This window comes from Colwellia sp. Arc7-D (assembly GCF_003061515.1).
Classification (GTDB): domain Bacteria; phylum Pseudomonadota; class Gammaproteobacteria; order Enterobacterales; family Alteromonadaceae; genus Cognaticolwellia.
This window is the reverse complement of sequence record NZ_CP028924.1, coordinates 546813-571323: the sequence shown is the minus strand read 5'-3', so window position 1 is coordinate 571323 and position 24511 is coordinate 546813. Positions and strand designations below refer to the sequence as shown.

Annotated in this window: 18 protein-coding genes; 9 read left to right on the top strand and 9 right to left on the bottom strand. The window is 37.9% G+C overall.

All coding sequences use genetic code 11. The features are described 5' to 3' along the window. The first annotated feature begins 94 nt into the window (after positions 1-94). From DBO93_RS02470 to DBO93_RS02450, 5 genes are all read left to right on the top strand, one after another. The gene (locus DBO93_RS02470; RefSeq protein ID WP_108454914.1) at positions 95-1633 is read left to right on the top strand and encodes a PAS domain-containing methyl-accepting chemotaxis protein; all 1539 of its coding nucleotides are present in this window, start codon (positions 95-97) and stop codon (positions 1631-1633) included. A 327-nt stretch (positions 1634-1960) separates the two neighbouring features. Continuing rightward, positions 1961-2503, top strand: a complete 543-nt coding sequence (locus DBO93_RS02465) for a GbsR/MarR family transcriptional regulator (protein ID WP_108454913.1) — start codon at positions 1961-1963, stop codon at positions 2501-2503. A 135-nt stretch (positions 2504-2638) separates the two neighbouring features. Continuing rightward, entirely contained in the window at positions 2639-4003 is a 1365-nt protein-coding gene (locus DBO93_RS02460; protein ID WP_108457713.1) for a cytochrome ubiquinol oxidase subunit I, read from the top strand. Next, positions 4003-5004 (top strand): cytochrome d ubiquinol oxidase subunit II, encoded by a 1002-nt coding sequence (locus DBO93_RS02455; RefSeq protein ID WP_108454912.1) that lies wholly within the window; start codon positions 4003-4005, stop codon positions 5002-5004. Before DBO93_RS02460 ends, DBO93_RS02455 begins: the two co-directional genes overlap by 1 nt. 172 nt (positions 5005-5176) lie before the next feature. Beyond that, entirely contained in the window at positions 5177-6103 is a 927-nt protein-coding gene (locus DBO93_RS02450) for a manganese-dependent inorganic pyrophosphatase (RefSeq protein WP_108454911.1), read from the top strand. A gap of 150 nt (positions 6104-6253) precedes the next feature. Here DBO93_RS02450 and DBO93_RS02445 read toward each other — a convergent pair whose 3' ends face one another. Continuing rightward, positions 6254-6682 (bottom strand): PACE efflux transporter, encoded by a 429-nt coding sequence (locus DBO93_RS02445; protein WP_108454910.1) that lies wholly within the window; start codon positions 6680-6682, stop codon positions 6254-6256. A gap of 86 nt (positions 6683-6768) precedes the next feature. Between DBO93_RS02445 and DBO93_RS02440 the strand changes: the two genes are divergently transcribed. Then, positions 6769-7650 carry a LysR family transcriptional regulator gene (locus tag DBO93_RS02440; protein WP_108454909.1) on the top strand — a complete coding sequence of 294 codons (882 nt, stop codon included), beginning with the start codon at positions 6769-6771 and terminating at the stop codon, positions 7648-7650. Between the two features lie 64 nt (positions 7651-7714). On the opposite strand, the gene DBO93_RS02435 is transcribed toward DBO93_RS02440, so the two are convergent. Then, entirely contained in the window at positions 7715-9889 is a 2175-nt protein-coding gene (locus DBO93_RS02435; protein WP_108454908.1) for a prolyl oligopeptidase family serine peptidase, read from the bottom strand. A 348-nt stretch (positions 9890-10237) separates the two neighbouring features. On the opposite strand from DBO93_RS02435, the gene DBO93_RS02430 reads away from it, so the two are divergent. Continuing rightward, positions 10238-10780 (top strand): GNAT family N-acetyltransferase, encoded by a 543-nt coding sequence (locus DBO93_RS02430; RefSeq protein ID WP_108454907.1) that lies wholly within the window; start codon positions 10238-10240, stop codon positions 10778-10780. Between the two features lie 596 nt (positions 10781-11376). Here the strand turns inward: DBO93_RS02430 and fadA are convergent. The 3 genes from fadA to DBO93_RS02415 all read right to left on the bottom strand — a co-directional run bounded on the left by fadA (position 11377) and on the right by DBO93_RS02415 (position 15210). Continuing rightward, positions 11377-12540, bottom strand: coding sequence for an acetyl-CoA C-acyltransferase FadA (fadA, locus tag DBO93_RS02425; protein WP_108454906.1), 1164 nt, complete (start codon positions 12538-12540; stop codon positions 11377-11379). Between the two features lie 15 nt (positions 12541-12555). Then, positions 12556-14718, bottom strand: a complete 2163-nt coding sequence (gene fadB, locus DBO93_RS02420; RefSeq protein WP_108454905.1) for a fatty acid oxidation complex subunit alpha FadB — start codon at positions 14716-14718, stop codon at positions 12556-12558. A 207-nt stretch (positions 14719-14925) separates the two neighbouring features. Further along, on the bottom strand, positions 14926-15210 hold the full coding sequence (locus tag DBO93_RS02415) for a MazG nucleotide pyrophosphohydrolase domain-containing protein (RefSeq protein WP_108454904.1): 285 nt from the start codon (positions 15208-15210) through the stop codon (positions 14926-14928). Positions 15211-15365: 155 nt separating this feature from the next. Here DBO93_RS02415 and DBO93_RS02410 point away from each other — a divergent pair, with 155 nt between their 5' ends. Next, positions 15366-16562: an MFS transporter gene (locus DBO93_RS02410; protein WP_239059082.1), complete on the top strand. Its 1197-nt coding sequence runs from the start codon at positions 15366-15368 to the stop codon at positions 16560-16562. Between the two features lie 43 nt (positions 16563-16605). Here DBO93_RS02410 and DBO93_RS02405 read toward each other — a convergent pair whose 3' ends face one another. Further along, positions 16606-18831, bottom strand: coding sequence for an EAL domain-containing protein (locus tag DBO93_RS02405; RefSeq protein WP_108454903.1), 2226 nt, complete (start codon positions 18829-18831; stop codon positions 16606-16608). 354 nt (positions 18832-19185) lie between these two features. Here DBO93_RS02405 and DBO93_RS02400 point away from each other — a divergent pair, with 354 nt between their 5' ends. After that, the gene (locus DBO93_RS02400; protein ID WP_162533704.1) at positions 19186-20097 is read left to right on the top strand and encodes a TIGR03899 family protein; all 912 of its coding nucleotides are present in this window, start codon (positions 19186-19188) and stop codon (positions 20095-20097) included. Positions 20098-20188: 91 nt separating this feature from the next. Here the strand turns inward: DBO93_RS02400 and DBO93_RS02395 are convergent, their stop codons facing one another. From DBO93_RS02395 to DBO93_RS02385, 3 genes are read right to left on the bottom strand one after another with little or no spacing between them, the layout of a single operon-like run. Next, positions 20189-20950: a phosphoadenylyl-sulfate reductase gene (locus DBO93_RS02395; RefSeq protein WP_108454901.1), complete on the bottom strand. Its 762-nt coding sequence runs from the start codon at positions 20948-20950 to the stop codon at positions 20189-20191. Beyond that, on the bottom strand, positions 20943-22685 hold the full coding sequence (cysI, locus tag DBO93_RS02390) for an assimilatory sulfite reductase (NADPH) hemoprotein subunit (protein WP_108454900.1): 1743 nt from the start codon (positions 22683-22685) through the stop codon (positions 20943-20945). Before cysI ends, DBO93_RS02395 begins: the two co-directional genes overlap by 8 nt. Continuing rightward, a complete protein-coding gene (locus tag DBO93_RS02385; RefSeq protein ID WP_108454899.1) occupies positions 22685-24496 on the bottom strand; it encodes an assimilatory sulfite reductase (NADPH) flavoprotein subunit in 1812 nt (603 codons plus the stop codon). The genes cysI and DBO93_RS02385 overlap by 1 nt, the downstream gene beginning before the upstream one ends. Positions 24497-24511 lie beyond the last annotated feature (15 nt).

Genomic DNA, 24511 nt, shown 5'->3' with positions numbered 1-24511 from the left:
CATTTTCCCTTTGTTAATTATAAAAAAGAGGCTATTGTTATTTATAGTAGTATTTAAATTTTATGAGTAAAACTTTCACAAGGACGATGGAATAATGAGTCATATCACCAATGTTGAACGTACCTTCACCGAACAAGAACAACTAGTTTCTACCACTGATTTAAACGGCACCATTACCTATGCTAATCCTGAGTTTTGTGAGGTGGCAGGTTACAGCTTAGAAGAGTTAATTGGTCAACATCATAATGTAGTTCGTCATCCTGATATGCCAAAAGCAGCTTTTAAAGATTTATGGGAAAAATTAAAACGAGGAGACTCATGGCGTGGCATGGTTAAAAATCGTTGCAAAAATGGTGATTATTATTGGGTAGATGCCTATGTAACACCATTATTTGATAAAGGAGAAATTACCGGCTATCAATCAGTTCGTGCTTTTCCTACCGTTCAACAAAAAAAAGAAGCTCAATTACTTTACAACACCTTAAACAATAATAAATCAATTTTAGATTTGCACGCTAACATTCCACTCAAGCGCCTTGCTGCACTTATTTGTGTGATCGCAGCAATTGCGATCACTTGGGTACTCACTGGCACGGCGACCTCTGCAATAATATTGTTAGTTTGTGTCGCGTTAATCACCGTTATTTTTTCCGAAGAATTGATAAAAATACCGAGTCATTTAAGTAAAACAAAATCAATATTTGATAGCCCTTCGCGCCATGTATATCTAGGTAAAGGTATACTTAATATCATTAATTACCCTGCCGAATTATACAAAGCTAGAATAAAGACGGTCTTAGGTCGAAGTAACGACTCAGGCAGAAGGTTAGCCAAACTCGCAGAAGAGCTTGCTCATACGTCAAATGAAATGCTTAGTGGTATTAAAGAAGAAAATGAATATATAAGCCAGTTTTCTGCCGATATTACTCAAATGAGTGTAACCATAAACGAAGTAAGTGAAAGTACCAATTTGGCCAATGATAAAGTTGCCCAAGTAAAAATTGATTGCCTACAAAATATTGCCACTATTGAAAGTAGTGAAAATAAAATCGACCAGCTCGCAAATGACGTTGAAAATGCGGCGAATAATGCGACAGAATTAGTGACTGATGTTGATAAAATATCGACTGTTATGACTGAAATTCAAGGGATTGCAGATCAAACAAACTTGCTAGCATTAAACGCAGCAATTGAAGCAGCAAGAGCAGGTGAGCAAGGCAGAGGGTTCGCCGTTGTTGCTGATGAAGTGAGAACACTAGCAAGTAGAACCCAAAGTGCGACAGAACAAATACAATTATCAGTGACTGAGTTGCAACGTACGTTAAAAACTTGGAATCAAGTAATGATGTCGAATAAAACCAATGCCGATGAATGTTCAACTGAATCAAAAACCATTAAAAACGCCATGCAAGATATTATAGACAACATTCAAAATGTTAATGACATGACCGCCCAAATTGCTACCGCATCTGAGCATCAGAGAACGGTAGCTGAACAAATTACTCAAGGTATTCATAATATTGACAGTATATCTCAACGCAATACTCAATTAGCAGCGGCAGTATCTAGTAAAAGTATTGAAGTAAATAAAAATGCCGAAGCAATTGAAGAGCTCAGTACTAATTTTAGTTAACGCTTAAGTAAGCTGCTGCTATATACATTAATAATAAAATGGCTACCTAGGTAGTCATTTTTTATTGGATCACCATAAAGCTTTTTTTTTGCTTAATTTCAGTATTTACCTTCAACTTAGTACACCTCGCCCTTTGACCCTTAACCCCTAACCCGACAAATAAACACCTATTTTTCAATGTTCACTCATGTTTTACAGAGGTAATGAATTTGTCATGCAAATTAAAATAACTGACTAAAAATCATTTTATCAAGGCTAAAAACTTGACTTAAATCAAAAAGAGATTACAATTTTCACAAATTACTGAAAATTCAGAAAGTACAGAAAATGAAAATAACAGCAATGACACAATCATTAGTTTTACACTTTGGTGAAATGGGCTCTCGATGGGGATTAAACAGAACATTAGGGCAAATGTACGCGGTTATTGTGCTCACTGAAGCACCGCTTAATGCTGATCAAATTAGTGAAGCGCTACAAATATCTCGTTCGAATGTCAGCATGGGCTTAAAAGAACTTAAGTCGTGGAATTTAATAAAATTACATCATATCCCCGGCGATCGAAAAGAGTATTTTTCAGCGCCAAGTGACATCTGGGAAATTGCTCGTACGTTAGTTGTAGAGCGCAGAAAGCGTGAACTAGACCCAACATTATCTACATTGCGCGACGCCCTAATGGAGCAGCCAAGTAATGAGTCAGACGAGTACACGCAAATGCGTGTAAAACAAATGCATGACCTCATGGAAATGGTCACTTTATGGACCAACGAAATGCAAGGAATGTCGTCTGAAAAGTTATCCACCTTACTTAAAATGGGTGAAGGCATAAGTAAAATCTTAGATGTTAAAGACAAATTATTACTGCGATAACCTTACATTATATTTTTGATATTTAGGTCAACATAAACGACCTAAATAGTTTTTAGAACATAACTTACAATAACTTAACCCAGTGGAGTACATCACGTGTTAGATGCATCAGCTATTGCTAATGACACAAGTTTCATGCTTTCCCGCATCCAATTTGCTGCCAATATTAGTTTTCATATTTTATTTCCTACTATCAATATCGCCTTGTGCTGGGTATTGCTGTTTTTCAAAGTGCGCTTTAATCAAACCCAAGACGATAGTTGGTTACGTGTATACCGATTTTGGGTCAGAATATTTGCGTTAACTTTTGGTATAGGCGTGGTCAGTGGCATTACGATGTCATTCCAGTTTGGTACTAATTGGCCGGGTTACATGGAAACCGTAGGTAATATTGCGGGACCGTTACTCGGGTATGAAGTAATGACCGCTTTCTTTTTAGAAGCCTCATTTCTTTCAATTATGCTATTTGGTATGGATCGAGTGTCTAACCGTGTTCACACCATTGCGACCATACTGGTTTCATTTGGCACCACATTATCAGCATTTTGGATTTTGTCTCTTAATTCTTGGATGCATACGCCAGCAGGTTTTGAGATGATTGATGGAGTAGCACATGTTACTAGTTGGCTTGAGGTTATTTTTAACCCTTCTATGCCCTATCGATTCATGCACATGCTAATAGCCTCAGGGTTAACGACGGCATTTTTAATTTCAGGTATTTCTGCATACAGATTAATCAAAGGCGACAATAAAAAGTCAGTAAAACAAGCGTTAAATTTTTCAGTCATTTTGGCGGCTGTTTTAATTCCTATACAAATTTTTGTCGGTGATTTACACGGGTTAAATACCTTTAAAAATCAACCTGCTAAAATTGCCGCCATGGAGGGGGTATGGAACACCGAAGCCAATGTTCCGTTATTACTGTTTGCATTACCTGATGAACAAAAACGAGAAAACAACTTTGAAGTAAAAGTGCCTAATATGGCCAGTATTATATTAACCCATGATTCAGCAGGAGAAATACAAGGCTTAAATGACTTTGTAGATAAACACCCTCCAGTTGCGCCGGTATTTTTCAGCTTTAGAATAATGATAGGCGTTGGTGTATTAATGCTACTATTTTCTTGGCTCGCAACTTATCAATATGTTATCAAAAAACGCTACCCAACTTGGTTATTAAAAGTGGGTGTTGCTATGACATTTTCTGGCTGGTTAGCCACACTGGCTGGTTGGTATGTAACGGAAATTGGCCGACAACCTTACTTAGTAACGGGAATATTACGCACCAAAGACGCCGTGACCACTACACCGCCAGAAAATATAGTTATGTCATTAACGCTGTATTTAGTCATTTATGGTTTCTTGCTTATTGCCTACATACGCACTTTATTTGTCATGGCAAATAGAGCGATAATTTTAGAACAGTCAAATGCATCACTAAACGAATCAAACTCGTCGATTGAACCTCAAATTCCCTTAACTGAAGAAGGAGCGAAATAATGATATCTTCATCAGTTGATTGGCTGCCTATTGTATTCGTTGGCTTAATGGGCCTTTCGTTTTTAATTTACGCGATACTTGATGGTTACGATTTGGGCGTGGGTGTTTTACTACCTTTGGATAACCAGCAGCAGCGCGACACTATGATCTATTCCATTGGACCATTTTGGGATGCTAACGAAACATGGCTGGTAATGGCTATTGGCTTATTGTTGATAGCCTTCCCTAAAGCACACTCAATTATCTTTCAAGCATTGTACTTACCAACAGCCCTGATGTTAGCCGGGCTTATTTTACGCGGAGTTTCATTTGATTTTCGAACAAAAGCGCCAAGTAACGACAAAAAGAAGTGGGATTTTGCGTTTAAATTTGGCTCTTTATTAGCGACATTATCGCAAGGTTACATGTTGGGGCGTTATATCACCTCCTTTGAAGATACATGGTTATCACTCGGTTTTTCTGTCTTGTCCGCTATTTGCGTAACAGCTGGTTATTGTTTTATTGGCGCAGCATGGTTGGTAATGAAAACCGAAGGTGAATTACAACGTAAAGCGGCAAAATGGGCGAAATATACCAATGTATTAATGGCGTTTGGTATTGTCGCTGTATGTATAACCAATTTATTAATTGATCAGCAAATTATGGATAAATGGTTTGGTGGCGTTCAAGCCATACTGATTCTTCCATTAACTTTCTTACTTGGTTTTACTTTTATTACTATCCACCGATATCTAGACAAAGTACCTATGGAGAATGACTTTGGCTGCTGGTTACCATTTTCAGCTGCTATTATGTTATTTATTCTCTGCTTTTGTGGTTTAGGCTATAGTTTTTATCCTTACATAGTGCCCTTTCAAGTAACCATATTTGAAGCGGCAAGCTCAAGAGAATCACTATGGTTTATCTTTGTAGGTGCTGCAGTAGTGCTGCCAATGATTATTGGATACACAATATTTTCTTATAAAGTGTTCTGGGGCAAAACCACTAAGCTTAACTACTAGGTTTAACTACTAGGCTGAACGATCTGGTTTAACGACTAAAGTTGGACAAAAAGAGTGCAAATAGTCACTAGGCTATCACTAAGAATTTTTGCTAGAATATGCGCCATATTCTAGACAATACTCACTTTAGACGCACCGTTATTAAATTATCGGTGCTTGGAGATAGCAATTTATGCCAGCTTACGCCGTAGGTCACAAAGTACCAGATTCAGATTCAATTTGTTCAGCCATCGCACTTTCATATTTAAAAACCACTATTGGTGAAGATGTGAGACCAGCACGTTTAGGTGAACTTTCACCTGAAACTGCGTTTATTTTAGAAAAATTTGGCTTAGAAAAACCTGAGCTTAAATTGAGCTATGCTGATACAGACGGAATTTACGTTGTTGATCACTCAGACCGTATTCAAGGTCCTGACGATATTGATGACTCAACGGTATTAGGCATTATCGATCACCATAAATTAGGTGATATTACTACTTCAACCCCGTTGGAAATTTGGGTTCGCCCTGTGGGTTGTACAAATACTATCATTAAAATGATGTACGACTTTCACGATGTTGAAATTCCTAAAAACATTGCTGGTGCCATGATGTGCGCCATTTTGTCTGACACTGTAATTTTTAAATCGCCAACTTGCACCACTGCTGATATTAAATGTGTTGAAGCTTTAGCAGAAATTGCCGGCATCGAAGATTACAAAGGTATGGGCATGGAAATGTTCACGGTTAAGTCTTCTGTTCAAGGTACACCAGTACGTGATCTAGTGTTACGTGATTTTAAAGATTTCAATATGAGTGATAATATTGTTGGTATTGGCCAGTTAGAAGTTATTGACCTAGCATTATTTGACGAGATGAAAGCTGATTTACACGCTGATTTACAAGCGGTTAAAGAAGAAGGTAAGCGTCATACCGTAATGTTGTTACTTACTGACATTATGCAAGAAGGCTCTGAGCTATTAGTGGTTAGTGACGATACTAGCATTATTGAAAAAGCTTACGATATTAGCTTAGTTGACAATAAAGCTTGGTTACCTGGTGTCATGAGTCGTAAAAAGCAAGTCGTGCCACCACTACAAGATACTTTTGCTAAATAACCAAAACTGAAATCAAATAAATTTCACTGAAGTTAACTATTAGCGACTAAGAGTCTTAATTTAAAGCCCAGTTATCACTGGGCTTTTTACTTTCTAGATATTTTAATATGCCTTAATTTCATCAAAAATTTAGGGCATAAAGTCAAAATTCTAAATGACCTGCGCTTTGCTAAACCACTTTTTATAAGGTTGATATCTATCGTAAAGCCAATTAAACATGAAAGTATAAATGAGTATAAACGTTATAAATCCAGCTTCTAAAATAATAGCGGCTAACCAGGTTATATTTAAATACCAAGCTAATGTTGGCAAAGTAAATATCAACAGACCAAACTCAAAACCACAGGCATGACAGATTCGAGTGACTAAACTCCTTTCAATCCGATTTCCGCCAGCTAGTCGGTCAAATACTATGTTGTAGATGTAATTCCAAAACATAGCAAAAACAGATAACGCAATACCAACAACCAACATTTTATCAGGCTCAAAACCAGCAATTAACACGGTTGCAGGTACTGTTATGGCCAATGTGGTAACTTCAAAAATGATAGCCTGAAAAACTCTCTCAATTGTTTTCATAAAATAATTCTATTTATAGTGACGATGCCGCTATTTTCATCCAAAATAAAGATACATGTAAGTTAGGTTGTATCTGGAAAAACGATATGTTTAGTGTTGAACAACTTCAAGCCTTTGCTACAACGGTAGAGACCGGATCATTTTCGGCGGCGGCTCGACATTTAAATAAAGCGCAATCAGTGATTAGCCAGCACATCATTAATTTAGAAATAGACTGCAATGCCACGCTTTTTGAACGCTCTGGCCGCTATCCTTTATTGACAGAGGCCGGTAAAAATTTATTACCACAGGTACAAGCACTGCTAAATCAGCATCAAAGGTTAAGAAATTCTGCACTGGCATTATCGGACGATACACCGAGCGAAATAACAATAGCACTTGATGAAGGCATACCGTTTAAAAAAATCATAACCGCTATTGACCAATTACAACGTCAATATCCTCATGTAACTTTAGAATTTTTAAGTGCCTCAAGTCTCGATATCATTGACATGCTAAAAACCGAGCAAGCATTAACAGGTATTATTTTTAGCGAACTTGCGATGCCGAATTATTTAGATTTTGAATGCCTTGGCACTGTAAAGTTTGATGTGTATGTTGCAAAAAATCACAGCCTAGCAAAGCTGAAGTGTAAAAACATCGATGGTTTGCGACTACACCGTCAATTACTCATTCGCTCGCGCAATACCCAAACAAGTAGCTTTCAATTAAAGATCAGTCCCGATATTTGGTATGCCGATAATTACTTTCTATTACTTGAACTCGCCTTAAAAGGACACGGATGGTGCTTATTACCTAATCACGTGGCAGATGAATCAATAGAGCGAGGAGAACTAGTTAAGTTAACGTTAGAGCATGGTGATATGGGCTGGCATGCCAATGTTGATGTATTGCAGCATCAAAGACACAGTAACTTAGCTATTTTTAGAACACTGAGAAATTTATTGCGGAACCGACTTAAACCTTAGCATTTGCATCGTAAAAAAGCCCAGCAGTTGCTGGGCTTTTGTTATTTACCTACTCGAGAAAAGTTTAAATACCTTTCACGCCCATATTGAATAGTGTAAAACCGTAAATATCAGCATATTGATCAATGGTTTTACTGATTGGCGTACCAGCACCATGACCCGCATCCGTTTCAATACGAATTAAGGTTGGGTTAGCGCCAGCTTGTTTCGCTTGTAACTCAGCAGCAAATTTAAATGAATGTGCAGGTACCACGCGATCATCATGATCACCTGTTGTTACCATCGTTGCTGGGTAATGCGTACCCGCTTTAACATTATGTACAGGCGAGTAGTCTAATAAATAGTTAAACATTTCAGCATTGTCATCTGATTTACCATAGTCATAAGCCCAACCAGCGCCTGACGTAAAGGTATGGTAACGAAGCATATCAAGTACACCAACGGCTGGTAATGCTACCTTAAATAGTTCAGGACGTTGTGTCATCACCGCTCCTACTAATAAACCACCATTAGAGCCGCCCATTACCGCCAGCTTATCAGATGAGGTAACTTTTTCTGCAATTAAGTATTCTGCAGCGGCAATAAAGTCATTAAAAACATTTTGTTTTTTCAACTGAGTACCAGCGTCGTGCCATTTTTTGCCGTATTCACCACCACCACGTAAATTAGCAACAGCATAAACGCCACCTAATTCTAACCATGCAGCACGCGTTGAGCTAAATTGTGGTTGTAAACTAATATTGAAGCCACCGTAACCATAAAGAATAGTTGGATTAGTACCATCTAACACTAAACCTTTATTATGAGTAATGATCATAGGAACTTTAGTGCCATCTTTAGAGGTATAGAAAACTTGATTTGATTCGAAGTTATCGCTATCAAATTTAACTTTCGACTTCATATGTACAGTAGACTCACCTGTTGTGACATCTAAACTGAAAACTGTTGACGGTGTTTTCTGATTACTAAAAGAGTAATAAAGCTTATTTTGTAATTCTTTACCGCTAAAGCCGCCAGCAGTACCAACTTCAGGTAAAGCGATATCACGCACTTTTTTGCCACTCAGATCATATTGCTGGATAAAAGATGTGGCATCTTTCATATATTTAGCAAATAAATAACCGCCACCCGTTGAAACATCTAATACATTTTCAGTCTCAGGGATAACATCTACCCAGTTATCAACAAGTGGTTGCTTAGCATTAACTTTAACAACGCGTTTATTTGGCGCATCCATGTTAGTAATAAACAGTAAGCTATCACCTTTGCTGCTCACTAAGTAAGTATCAGAGTCGGTGTTGCCCACAACAGTAACCAATCCTGAATCAGCTTTGGTTAAGTCTTTAATAAATAATTTACTACCTGAAGTAGAAACCGCTGCTGACACTAATAAGTATTTGCCATCATCAGTCACTTCACCACTAACATAACGATGTTTTTCAGCCTCAATACCACCAAATACCAATGCATCAGTCGATTGAGCAGTGCCTAACTCATGATAATATAATTTATGTTGATCAGTTTTTGCTGATAACTCACTGCCTTTAGGCTTGTCGTAGCTAGAGTAATAAAAACCTTTGTTACCGACCCATGATAAACCGCTGAATTTAATATCAACCAGCTCTGACTCGAGTACTTCTTGAGTTTCGGTATCAATAATGCGTGCTTTACGCCAATCGCTACCGCCTTCAGAAATTAAATAAACTGCTAATGAACCATCTTTACTAAATTCAATGCTCGATAGCGAAACGGTACCGTCTTCACTAAAAGTATTAGGATCTAAAAATACTTTTGCTGGAGCATCACCCTTTTGACGATACAAAACATATTGATTCTGTAAGCCATCATTTTTATAGAAATAACTGTAGTCGCCCTCAATAAAAGGCATGCCCACTTTCTCGTAATCAAGCAAAGCGGCAAGGCGTGATTTAATTTTATCGCGGTAAGGAATTTGTGCTAAATAGTCATGAGTGGTTTTATTTTGTGCCGTGACCCATTCAGCTGTTTCGGCGCTCATATCATCTTCTAACCAACGATAGGCATCGGGCACTTTAGTACCAAAGTAGTCATCAACTACTGTACCTTTTTTCGTTTCAGGGTAAGTTATCATTGTGCTTTCATTACTAGCAGTTGCTGCTTTTTCAACTGTCGAGGCTGTTGCTGAATATTCAGCACAGCTAGTAAGACCAAATAGAGCTATCAGTACCGCCGAGCTTAAGGTTATTTTTTTAGAATTCATAATTTACCATATAAATTAGACTGTTATTATTTGCCAGCAATCATAGGGGAGGAAATTATTGATGTCTACCAAATCACTAAAGTTAACAGAAAGTTACTGTAAACAACTGAACCGAAGCGCAACAGACCTTATTCAAGATCCCGCTTGTTTATTTAACCGCACTATAACGTCGATAAAAAACACAAGATCACCTTGATAAACCATATTAATGATTTAAGTTTGAACATTACTTTGTTAACGTCATAAGCTATTGTTTTTAAATAAACATCATGCGTATTTACTCCGAGTTCCGATTAAATACGTCAGCTATGACTATCGTCAAACAATTAAAAGAAAAATGGTGCACCTATGAATATTGAAAATTCTTCCCGCCTTAGCTATCAGCTTATTGATGAAACTGACAGCGAGTTTCTGTTTCAACTCGATCAAAATCCAGACGTTATGCGCTACATCAATGGCGGCGTTTTGACGACACGCGAAGATATTAAAGATCTATTCATCCCACGTCTTAATACCTATAAAAATGTCGATAAAGGTTGGGGATTATGGAAAGTTAGCGTTATGACAACGCAAGAAGATATTGGCTGGATTTTAGTACGTCCTATGGAGTTTTTTTCCGACACCCCAATTTGGCACGACATTGAATTAGGCTGGCGATTTTTACAATCCACTTGGGGCAAAGGTTATGCCTCCGAGGCAGCAATTCATATTCACCAAGCACTAGCTAAACAACCTGAAAATAAAGTATTTAGTGCGGTTGCCATGCAGGATAATGCCGGCTCTATCGCTGTAATGAAAAAAATGGGTATGAAATATATAAAATCCTATACTCATTCTGACTCACAACTGGGTGATTTAGATGTTGTGCTTTACAGCATAGAAAACGTCTGAAAAATTAAAAAGTGCCTGTTGAAATAAAGTCTCTCCCTATATTTATCTATAGCCCACTTTATCGATAGAATTTTGTCAGTATATTCTTTTGGCGCACCTTCAACCGCTATTATGGATGGCCTGATTATCAAAAGTTAAGATAATTTGAAATAAACACTTGACGATACAAATGATAATGATTATCATTTGTATATCTTCTTGGTCAAAGTGGGCGCACTACTACTTAGACTAATGTTGATACAAGTGCGGAGCTTAGTTGTTATGAATTAGGACGTGTTTCAACTAAGCAACGTACTTAACCAATGAATAACTTGATAGCGTTATTTAAATTAAAAAGCCAACTATTCTCCAGTAGTTGGCTTTTTTGCATTTCAGCTATTTTTTAAGGTTGTACGTAGGTAAATAATTTATAACTTGTCAGGTCACCCGTATTAATTTTTTATCTTCGTAAGGCGCAGCTTTTAAATAATAGTATCTTCAAGTTGAACTAAGTTTATTAAAACTAAAAAACAGAAAAGCCCAACAAAAGTTGGGCTTTACATAATTCAACGAGTAAAAGTTAGCTAAATTTCTTCATCAAAAGTGAGTAAGTGAAATTACACTCTTTCAAATACTGTAGCGATACCTTGGCCTAAACCAATACACATAGTGGCTAAACCAATGTTAGCGTCTTGCGCTTCCATTAAGTTAATTAACGTACCTGAAATACGCGTACCTGAACAACCTAATGGGTGACCAAGAGCAATAGCGCCACCGTTAAGGTTAATCATGTCATCCATTTTGTCTTCTAGACCTAATGAACGTACACATGACAACGCTTGTGCAGCAAATGCTTCGTTAAATTCAGCCAATTCAATATCAGCTAGAGTTAAACCTGCACGCTTTAATGCTTTCTTCGTTGCTGGTACTGGACCAAAGCCCATAGTAGATGGATCACAACCTGCGATAGCCATACCACGGATTTTAACACGAGGTGTTAAGCCCATTGCTTTTGCACGTTCAGCTGACATCACTAACATCGCCGAAGCGCCATCAGAAAGTGCAGAAGAAGTACCGGCTGTTACTGTACCATTTACCGGATCAAATACCGGACGTAAACCCGCTAAGCTTTCAATCGTGGTTTCAGGACGAATAACTTCATCATGCTCGATAAGCGTTAACGCGCCCATAGCATCATGACCTAATGTTGGTACAATTTCGTTTGCCCAACGGCCTTCAAGCATAGCTTTGTGAGCACGTTGATGAGAACGAGCGCCAAAAGCGTCTTGTTCAGCACGCGTAATACCGTGTTGCATACCTAGTAACTCAGCTGTTAAGCCCATATTACCGGCAGCACGTGAAATATGCTTACTTAATGCAGGATCAAAATCTACATCGTACATCATAGGTACGTGACCCATGTGTTCAACACCACCAACTAAAAACACATCACCTTGACCGGCCATGATGTTAGTCGTGGCGTCATGTAGTGCTTGCATTGAAGAACCACATAAACGGTTAACAGTAACAGCACCAGTAGACTTTGGAATATCGGTTAATAGTTGAGCATTACGAGCAATGTTAAAACCTTGCTCTTTAGTTTGCTTAACGTTACCCCAAATAATATCTTCAATTAATGCAGGGTCTAAATTAGGGTTTCTTACTAACAATTGTTGCATTAAGTGTGCTGATAAAGTTTCAGCACGAACATTACGAAAAACACCAGCTTTTGAGCGCCCCATTGGGGTACGGATGCAATCGACAATTACGACTTCTTTCATGATTTTCTCCTTCGCTTAAGCTGTTTTAACATCGGTTGTAAAATATGACTGACCAGATTTCGCCATTGCGCGCATACCGTCAGTTACTTGATAAATTTCGCCTAAGTGCGCGTATTTATCAGCCATTGCAATAAAGTTATCTAAACCTAATGTTTCTAAATAACGAATTGGACCACCTCTAAATGGAGGAAAACCTAAGCCGTATATCAAGCCCATGTCAGCTTCAGCTGCGGTATCAACCACACCTTCTTCTAAACAGCGCACAACTTCATTCACCATAGGGATCATCAAACGAGCGATAGTTTCGTCTTGGCTAAAATCTTTTTTCTCAACGCCAGCAAATAAATCATAAGCCACTTGTGCCGCAACTTTCGTTGGACGACCGCGCTTATCTTTACCGTAATCGTAAAAGCCTTTACCATTTTTCTGACCTAAGCGATCTTTATTATATAAAGCGCTTACTGGGTCATTATCAATTTTAGACATACGCGTTGGGAAACCAGCAGACATAACACCGGTACAATGATCTGCAGTATCAATACCAACAACATCAAGTAAATATGCAGGGCCCATTGGCCAACCGAATTGCTTTTCCATTACTTTATCAACAGCAACAAAATCAGCACCTTCAAGTACTAATTGGCTAAAGCCGGCAAAGTATGGGAATAAAACACGGTTGATATAAAAACCAGGACAATCGTTAACTACGATAGGTGATTTACCCATTTTCGCAGCGTAGGCTACAACAGCAGCAACGGTTTCATCTGAAGTTTCTTTACCACGAATAACTTCAACTAATGGCATTTTGTTTACCGGGTTGAAGAAATGCATGCCACAAAATTTATCTTTACGTTTAAGGCCTTCTGCTAATAAATCAATTGAAATAGTAGAGGTATTTGAAGTCACGATGGTGTCTTCGCTAACATGACTTTCAACTTCAGCTAAAACCATTGCTTTAACTTTTGGATTTTCTACAACAGCTTCAACAACAATATCAACATCTTTAACGCTGTCGTAACTTAATGACGGGGTAATACTATTAAGTACACCAGCCATTTTCTTAACCGTCATGCGACCACGTTCAACTTGCTTAGTTAAAATACCTGCAGCAGTTGATAAGCCTAAATCAAGCGCTTGGTCGTTAATATCTTTCATGATAATTGGCGTGCCTTTATAGGCTGACTGGTAAGCAATACCACCACCCATAATTCCTGCACCCAACACAGCCGCTTTATTTACAGCTTTAGTGGCTTGTTTACCGGCTTTTTTCGCTTTTCCTTTCACTACCTGATCGGCCATAAATAGGCCAATTTGTGCAGTAGCTACGTCGGTTTTCGCTAATTTTGCAAAACCGGCATTTTCTAATGCCATTGCGCCAGCACGATCTAAACCTGCGGCAGCTTCAATGGTTTTCACCATCATCATAGGTGCTGGGTAATGTTTACCCGCTTTCGCTGCAATCATGCCTTTACACGTATTAAAGGTCATAATCGTTTCTGTTGGTGAAAGCTTTAATGGCTCTAGTTTAGGCTGACGCTTAGCACGCCAATCTAATTTGCCTGCAATAGCTTGATTAAGCATTTTTATTGCTGCTTCACGCAAGTGTTCTGGTGCTACAACTGCATCAAGTAATCCTACAGCCATTGCTTGTTCAGCTTTAAAAGCTCGGCCTGTCGACATCCATTCAATGGCATTATCAGCGCCAATTACACGTGGTAAACGTACAGTACCACCAAAACCAGGGATTAAACCTAAGTTAACTTCAGGTAAGCCGATTGAACATGTGGTATCAGCAATACGATAATCACACGCTAAGGTCATCTCACAACCACCACCTAACGCAAAGCCATTGATGGCAACGACGGTAGGAAGATTAATATCTTCAAATGAGTCAAAAATATCGGAGGCTTGTTTTACCCAAGGTAATAATTCGTCTTCCGGCTTTTTAAATGTTTCTAAAAACTCGGTGATATCAGCACCAACGATAAATGAAGACTTACCTGAAGTAATTAATACTCCTTTAGCTTCACTGCAATTATTTATCGCATCAATAATGGCGATATATTCTTTAAAGGTTGCCTGATCAAACTTGTTAACTGAGCCTTGTGCATCGAATTTAAATTCGACAATGCCATCATCTAACAACTTGGCAGAAAGGCTTTTGCCTTGAAATAACATGCCTACTCTCCTGACTTTTTGTGGGTCGATTGACTGGTAATATGTAATCATAGACTACTACCGAGCGTGTGAATATTTAGCTTACACATTAAATTTAATTAACAAGTAAAAGAAATAAAGTGCCCATGAGTTTGCCTTGAAAGGAAAGGGAAAGCAAACTTTTTTAAACAAGCGTTTTAATTAAGTGTATTAATTTTTTCAAACGCCTTATTTAATGCGCCCTCGCGTGCCTCTTAGTTCATTTTTATGCATTTTATCCAACAGCACTTTCTCCATATCAATACCTTGCCAGTGAGCAATATCTAATACTCTGAGCACAATATCAGCTAGCTCTTCAGCAAAGTCATCACTTGGTTTTTCACCACGACATTCATTAATTGCCTCACCAACTTCAGAGGCGACCAAAGCTAATGCTTCTAAAGTAGTTTTATTGTGCCACCCCATACGTTCAACCCATTCATAATTGAGCTCTGCTATTTTATTAATATTCATTAATGCCTCTGTAATGGTTTTATTAAAGTAACAACTAAGTAATAACCCGAAAAATCAGGATTATCACCTTTTGTTTTACTACATTCTTTATGGTTTTTTCTTGTAATTAACTTACAATAACTTGCCCATGTCAATGCCATAAAACTGAAATTAAAATGCTAATCAGCGAAAAATTACGTACTCCGGAAAACTTATTACTCGCTATGGCATTTATTATGCCTTTAGTCTTTTCAGTTTGGATGGCAATGTTAAACAACTTTGTTATTGAACAGGCAAACTTTACTGGTATAGAAATAGGTATATTACAAAGTTTAAGAGAGATCCCAGGGTTCCTTGCCTTTACCGCTATTTATGTTTTGCTATTTATAAAAGAGCAAAAGCTAGCCTTACTTTCACTGGGTTTAACCAGCTTAGGGGTTGCAGCAACAGGTTTTTTTCCATCGGTTGTTGGCTTATACCTCACTACGGTCATTATGTCCGTTGGCTTTCATTATTTTGAAACCGTTAATCAATCACTCACTTTACAATGGATCAGTAAAGATAAAACTGCGCACTTTTTAGGTCGAGCCTTATCAGTGAAATCTATTGCCTCTTTACTTGCTTTTGGCAGTATTTGGGTATTAATGGAGCAATTTGAATGGAGCTATCAAGCCACTTATTTACTGTTTGGCGGTATTGCCTTAGTTTTCACTATCGCTTTGGTTATATCATTTCCATCTTTTGTACCACCCGTAGAACAATCTCGTCGATTAATTTTACGAAAACGCTATTTACTATTCTATGCATTAACCTTTTTTAGTGGTGCACGCAGGCAAATTTTTGTCGTATTTGCTGGCTTTTTGATGGTAGAAAAATTTAATTATAGTGTTGCAGATGTTAGTGCATTGTTTATGATTAACTATGTTTTTAATTGGTTATTTGCTGCAAAAATTGGCAAATTTATTGGCCGAGTCAGCGAACGCCATGTGTTAAGATTTGAGTATATTGGGCTTACCATTTTATTTATTCTTTATGGTTTAGTTGAAAACGCCAATATTGCAGCCGTATTGTATGTTATTGACCACTTATTTTTCGCGCTGGCAATTGCCATAAAAACCTACTTTCAAAAAATTGCTTTGCCAGAAGATATAGCCTCAAGTGCAGGAGTTAGTTTTTCCATCAATCATATCGCAGCTGTAGTTATTCCGGCATTACTTGGAATGGTTTGGATAGTGAACTCTTCATGGGTATTTTATATTGGAGCAGGCTTTGCGTGTTGTTCTTTGTTGCTGACTGTATTTATGCCGTTATCTCCAAAGCTAAATGTGGAGTTTCGCAAAAAAGAAAAAGCACTTGTTCAACAAGTGCTTTAATTAAATGATTAAGGGCATAATACCGATAATGAATAACATAATGCTATCGGTTAATTTTCTCTAGAAAGCTAAAAAACTCATCAGCAGGCATAGGTTTTGCGTAATAGAAACCTTGAACTTCATCACAGCCTAAAGTTTTAAGCTCTGCTTCTTGTCCAGTGGTTTCTATGCCTTCAGCAATAACTTTCAAACCCATTTGCTTACCAAGGTTGATAATAGTGTCTGCTATTATTGAACCTCCCGGTGCTGCAATATCGCTAACAAAAGCTCGGTCGACTTTTAATCGGTCTAAAGGGAGTTTTTGTAAATAACTTAAAGACGAGAAACCTGTACCAAAGTCATCAAGAGCAATACTGATACCTTCCGCTTTTAATCTGACTAGCGCATCAATAATAATCTGAGGCTCGTCCATTAATATATTTTCAGTAATTTCTAACTCTAATTTACTGGTATCAACTTTATTAGACTTGGCTATTTCAATCACCGTATCAACAAAATTGTCGCGTTTAAATTGTGGTATAGACACGTTAACCGAAATACTGACATCGTTAAATTTACTCGCTGCTAGCTTATTTAACTGCTGGCACGCTTGATCAACCACCCAATTACCAATTTCAATAATTAAACCTGAATACTCTGCTAGTGGAATAAATACAGCTGGTGAAATAAATTTACCTTCGGCGGTTTTCCAACGTAATAACGCTTCGGCGCCAATAACCTTGCCAGTCGATAAACTTAGTTGTGGTTGATAATAAAGCTCTAAGCGGTTATCAGCAAAATCAGTACGTAATTGTCTGATCATTCCTAAACGCCAAAGCGTTTTATCTTCCATTTCTTGATGATAATAAACATAAGGTTCATGCAAAGATTTTTTAGCTAAATTGAGCGCTATATTAATTTGGTTAAGTACTTTTACGCCACGAGAACCCGCAGAGCTTTTTGAACAAAACCCGAAACATGCACTAATTAGTAGGTTTTGTTCTCCAACAGCAAAGGGTTCATTAAAGAGTGCCGTCATCGTTTCTGGGTTCACCCATTCTTTAGGACCAATAATGCCAAAAACATCAGCGCCAATTCTTGCTATATGATTTTGTTCACTCAACGATCGAATACGAGAAGAAACAGCCATCAATAACTGATTGCCAATATCTTGGCCTAATCCGTCGTTGATATCACTGAAGTGATTAAGATCAATAAGCGCGGTAGCTAATTCGTTGTTATCACTTTGACAAAAGTCATCGAGTAAATTTAAAAAGTCTAAACGATTAGGTAAATCTGTTAACCAATCTTTATAGGCAGCATTGCGCAGTTTTTGAAATAAATGAACATTTTCATAACCGGTGGCGATATTGGTTAGAAAAACTTCGATAAGTTGAATTTCTATTGTGGTTAATGCTTTACTTAGTTCTAGATGAATTACAGCTCTAAAGCCACCACTTGAAAAGTAAAATGAGGCTGAATCTGCATCAAAAAAATGCTGCTTTTGTTGAAAGCAACGGGTAATTTGGCTGTCAGTATCTCTATTATCTAAACTGGATAATTTTTGATTCACTGCAGTTTCGGATAAGCCTGACTGTCCTAAAATATACAAACTTAAATCATCAGCACCATTGACGATACTTTGCCCACGAGCACAAAAGACACTGTTGTTACTATCCACTAGCATTTTAAACTCGGCTAAAACGCCGCTAGCATAGTCGTGTACTGTATGCTGCTCAAGTAAGCTAGCAGCAGCGCCAATAATTTTTTCTAAACCTTGTCTATTTTTAGTAACGGAGTCAATTTGCTGGTATGAACGAATAGCGGCATAAACTGTGGTAACTAACTTGCGGCGGGTTAACTCTGTTTTGGTTTTGTAATCATTTATATCGTAATCTTTAATAACACTTTCTTCTGGCGCATAACCTGGCTGGCCGGTGCGTAGAACTATTCGAATGTCATCACGTTTTAATTTTTCACGTATGTGCTTAACCACAGTAAGGCCAGCGTCATCGCTCTCCATAACAACATCAAGTAAAACCAAAACAATATCGTCATGTTCTTCGATTAAACTACATGCATCTTGGCCTGAGTAAGCGTGTATATATTCTAAGTGTCGACCTAAAACAACCAGGTCCGATAAGGCAAGCTGAGTTACTGAATGGATCTCAGGATCATCATCGACAATTAATACTTTCCATGTATCTCTAATAGCTGAATCAAATATTTCATCTTCATCGCTATCATCGATAAACAAAAAATCGTCGTTGGTATTTTCGGAAACTTGCATATCATCCTCAATGCACTAGTAAATAACAACTAGCTGAATTTTTGAACATCGGTCTCATTATAAATTGCCAACGTGTAATAAGTATATAATAAAATTCGGTTTAAGATTATTCAACAATTCGTTTTAATAATATTATCATTTACTGACTATATTGATACTAAATCATTCCTTTCTGTAACAATTTGCACTTAATAAAACTTAAGCACTTATAAATTAAAGATAATATTTTAGTGTTTGTAAAGTAATCTTGGGAATATAATGTCATAAGCAAAACTTATATTTACGCTATAATTAATTTTTTGGTGATGTTATCTTGGTTCGCTAAGGGTTTTATAGTTTTAAAGGATACATTGGGTGTCGAATTCTATTGATAAAAATAAAATAATTAAGCACTCTGGGGAGCAAAGCAGTCCAGTTATCATTGAAAATGATGAAGACTCTAATGCGCCTAGAAGTAGTAATAGCACAACCGCAAATGCCTCGTCACAAAAACAAATTTTGCTATTGGCTAAAAAGTTTTCACTTAATGCTGCATTTTTACCTGAAATTAAACAAGCTCCTATAGAAGACAGGGCTTTTAGACGTAAAAAAATCGACGAATTACGCAAGCAGCAAAATATGGAAGCCATCGTGTTACGTGCGATTCAATATTGCTCTGATGAAAATATGACCGATAGAGCAGATCAAGACTGGTTCAGCTCGTTTGTTATTCTTGCAGAAGGTATTAGCAATAAAAACATGCAAGATTTATGGGCGAAAATTTTAGCGGGTGAAGTATCTAAGCCTGGTTCTTTTTCACTAAAAACCTTACAAACCTTTCGAAGCATGGGCATTACTGAAGCTAAGCTATTAGCAAAAGCATGTAGTTTAGCGATGTCTGATACACGTAGAAAAAATATTCGCGTGATCAGCGGTGCTTATCAAGTCCCTACATTATTTAATTTTTTCAATAAACAACGACAACAACAACTCGATCTTAATCAAGCAGGGCTGAGCTACGCTGATATTTTAACTTTGGCGGATAATCATCTGATGTTCGAACAAGAAACAGAAAGTCACTCGCTCGCTAAAGGGGAGAAGATTCAGTTTAACTATAATGGCAAATCAGTGAGTTTTGTTGCTAAAAAAGCCGATTGTATACTTACGTTTTATAAGTTCACACCTATTGGTACTGAACTCGCACACTTAATCAATGACAATGCAGATGAAAGCTATTTGTCGATATTAAAAACAAAACTTTCAGAGAATTTTTCTATTACTAATTAAGCTACAATTAACGGGTTAATGTTAACCAGTTAATTATTTCAATCTAGAACAAAAAAAGAATGCGACAAGCACATTCTTTTAGTTCTATCGATTAAATTCCATCACCATCGGTATGTAAACCACATTCTCTTTGCATACCTGAAAAGCGGGTATCACTTTCATCCATGCCAGCGGTCAATGGTTTTGTACTATGAACATCTCCAACCGAAACATAACCTTCTTCCCATAACGGGTGGTAAGGTAAATTGTTTGCCGTTAAATATTGATGAACATCTTTATTTGACCAATCAATAATCGGGTGCACTTTAAATCTGCCACGTAAAATACTGACTACTGACAAACCTTCGCGATGACTTGATTGCTGTCTTCTTACACCTGAAAACCATGTACCCGCTTGTAACTCACTCAAACCACGTTCTAATGGTTCAACCTTGTTGCGGCGATTATATGCTTTTAACGACGCTTCATCTTTTGACCACTCTTCACCATATTTAGCTTGTTGCCATGCTGCACTTTCTTTAGCACTAAATACTTGTAAGTTTAAGTTTAAGCGATCGGTTAATTTTTCAATAAACTGATATGTTTCAGGAAATAAATGACCCGTGTCAGTAATCAATACTGGAATATTGGGGTCAATTTTCGTCAACATATGCAGCATCACCGCAGATTGAATACCGAAACTTGACGATAATACGAATTGCGATGGTAAGTTTTCCATCGCCCATTCTACGCGCTGCGTTGCAGACTGCTTCTCTAACAACTCGTTCCACTGCTTCAACCAAGGTTCAGGTAATGACGCTGGAAATTTATTACTAATCACAGGAGGTATACTCGCTTTAATAATATTAGTCATGAAAATCTCTTTTGCTGACAATAACTTCATCAATAATACCAACACGTATAACGAAATCGCCAAAAGCTTCAGCTTCATTGCGCTCAGTAGCCCAACGAGCCACTAAACTATCGATTTCTTGAAGAATATCTTCTTCATTTAGGTTTTCTTTATACATTTTAGGTACGCGAGTACCAATAATGTTGCCACCTAAGTGCATGTTGTATTTACTTGGACCTTTACCTACTAAGCCTATTTCAGCCAACATGGCGCGACCACAGCCATTAGGACAACCTGTAACACGTAAAATAATACTTTCATTAGCCACATTATGCTTAGCTAAAATGGCTTCTACGTCAGTAACCAAGCCAGGTAAATATCTTTCCGCTTCAGCCATTGCAAGTGGGCATGTAGGAAACGCTACACAGGCCATTGAGTTCTTACGCTGAACAGATACATCATCAGCCATTAAACCGTGTGCACGTGCTAAGCGCTCAATTTCTGCTTTGTCTTCACTAGCCACACCAGCAATAATTAAATTCTGGTTAGCTGTCATTCGAAAATCGCCTTTATGGATTTTCGCGATTTCTGCCATACCTGTTTTCAACGGTAAGTTTGGCTTATCAAGTAAACGACCATTTTCAATAAATAGCGCTAAATGATGTGTGCCTTCATAACCCTCAGTCCAACCGATACGGTCGCCACGCCCAGTAAACTCGTAAGGGCGACTTTCTGCAAAAGTAATACCTGCTCGTTTTTCAACTTCTGCTTTAAAAGTATCAACACCTACACGATCTAAGGTGTACTTAGTTTTGGCATTCTTGCGATTAACTCGGTTACCCCAATCACGTTGAGTGGTAACTACTGCTGCAGCAACATCTAAAGTTTTAGATAACTCAACAAAACCAAAATCATCGGCCTTGCGAGGGTAAGTAGATTTGTCGCCATGAGTCATGGCTAAACCACCACCAACTAAGACATTAAAACCGATCAGCTTGCCGTCTTTAGCAATAGCAATAAAGTTCAAATCGTTAGCGTGTACGTCAACATCATTTTGCGGAGGAATAACCACCGTAGTTTTAAATTTACGTGGTAAATAATTAGGACCTAAAATAGGCTCAACTTCTTTACCATCTTTGCCTTCTTCTATTACTTCGCCATCAAGCCAAATTTCAGCATATGCACGGGTTTTAGGTAACAAGTGTTCACTAATTTTTTTAGCCCACTCATAAGCCTCTTGGTGTAACTCAGACTCAACAGGATTCGTAGTACAAAGTACATTACGATTAACATCACCTGCGGTAGCAATTGAATCGATACCATATTCGTTAAGCGTTTGATGCATTAACTTAATATTAGGCTTTAATACGCCGTGAAATTGAAAGGTTTGACGTGTAGTTAAACGAATACTGCCATAACTTGTTTTTTCACGTGAAAACTTATCAATAGCTAACCATTGCGTTGGTGTAATAATACCGCCGGGCATACGAGCACGTAACATGACATTATGTAATGGCTCAAGCTTTTGCTTAGCACGTTCATTACGTATGTCACGGTCATCTTGCTGATACATACCATGTGTTCTGATTAACTGAAAATTATCAGCAGTAAAACCGCCGGTAACGTTGTCTTTTAAATCTTCAGTAATGGTGCCGCGCAAATAGTTACTTTCCCCTTTTAATCTTTCATTATCGGCATGTTTGCCTTCAACAATTAAAGGGCCATTTTCCTGATCTTTATTGGTCAAGTCAGTCATTAGTAAACATCCTTCTGGTAACGCTTGGCGTTACGTAAATCTTTTAAGTATTCAGCTGCCTGTTCTTGTGATAATTGACCTTTAGTTGCAATAATAGATAGCAACGCCGCTTCAACATCTTTAGCCATTCGACTCATATCACCACAAACGTAAATGTGTGCTCCACGTTCTAGCCACGCGAATATTTCGTCAGCGTTTTCTAATAATCTATCTTGAACGTAAATCTTTTCTGCTTGATCACGAGAAAATGCAAGATCAATTTTAGTCAACAAACCTGATTTTAAATAGCCTTGCCACTCAACTTGATATAGAAAATCTTGAGTAAATGTTTGATCACCAAAGAACAACCAGTTATCACCACTAGCTTCAGTCGCTTCTCGCTCCTGCATAAAGGCTCTAAAAGGTGCTACACCGGTACCAGGACCAATCATAATTACTGGAGTATCATTGTTAGCGGGCAGTCTAAAGTTGTCATTGTGTTCAACAAACACCTTAACTGCACCACCTTCATCAATACCATTAGTCAAAAATCCTGAAGCACCACCTTGACGGAAAGCGTCACCTGCTTCGTATTGCACAAGGCCAACAGTTAAGTGAACTTCTTCTTCAACTTCACTTTGCGATGATGCAATTGAATATAGTCTTGGCGTGATTTTTCTTAAAGCATCAATAAATTCTTGAGCGTTTACCTTAGTTTCATTTGGTAATGAAGCAGACTTAACAACATCAACCACCTGATGGTTAGCCGCGTATTCGCGTAGAGCCGCTTTATCATCAAGTAGATCTAACAAGGTTTTCGCTTGTGATTTATTAGCCCAGAATTCGATAAATTGAATTGAGGTTTGTGTAATCTCAAACTTAGTTTTTAATGCCTCAGCTATAGTTACGCTTTCATTTGCTACAGTCACTTGTTCTTGATCATCTATAGCGAGCTCTGTAATAAGCTCATCAACAAGCGAGGCTGAGTTTTCAAACCAAACACCTAATGCATCACCGGCTTGATAAGTTAAGCCAGACTCACCCAAATCAATTTCAACATGGCGAACATCTTTAGCTGAGTCTCGGCCAGTAATTTTTTGACTTAGTAATAATTCTGCAGTGTAAGGGCTTTGTTTGGTATATAGATCTTCAGCAATAGTTGCATTCGTTAGTGTTACAACATTGTTAGTTGCAACTTCACTAGCTAAAAGTTCTTTAGCTTGTTTTACTACTGTCGTCGACCATGTTTTAGCATCTGCATCGTAATCAACATCACAATCAACACGCGGGGCAAGTCTTTTTGCGCCTAGCTTTTCAAGATTAAGATCAAAATCTTTACCCGTTTGACAGAAAAATTCATAACTGGTATCACCTAATGCAAGAACACTGTATTGCAAATGATCCAGTTTTGGCGCTTTTTTAGATGCTAAAAACTCATGCAATGCAATTGCATCATCAGGCGCTTCACCTTCACCATTAGTACTTGCAACAATAAGTAAGTGCGTAATATTTTTAATTGCCTTAGGCTTAATCTCGCCCATGCTTTTTAATTCAACACTTAAACCTTCAGCAGCCGCTAGTGCAGCTAAGCTCTTAGCAACACCTTTAGCATTACCCGTTTGTGAGCCGTACAAAATGGTTAATGTTGACGCCACAGCACTCGACACTACTGCGGGAGCGACTGCGGTATTAGGATTTTCAGCTTTAGCGGCTAAATAACCACTAGCCCACGCTAACTGTAGCGGAGAAAGATCATTGATGCTTTGCTTGAAAGATGCCAATTGATTGGTATCTAGCATTGTTTGGTTTAATTTTTGCTGTTCCGGCAACATTCGACTATACGCCCA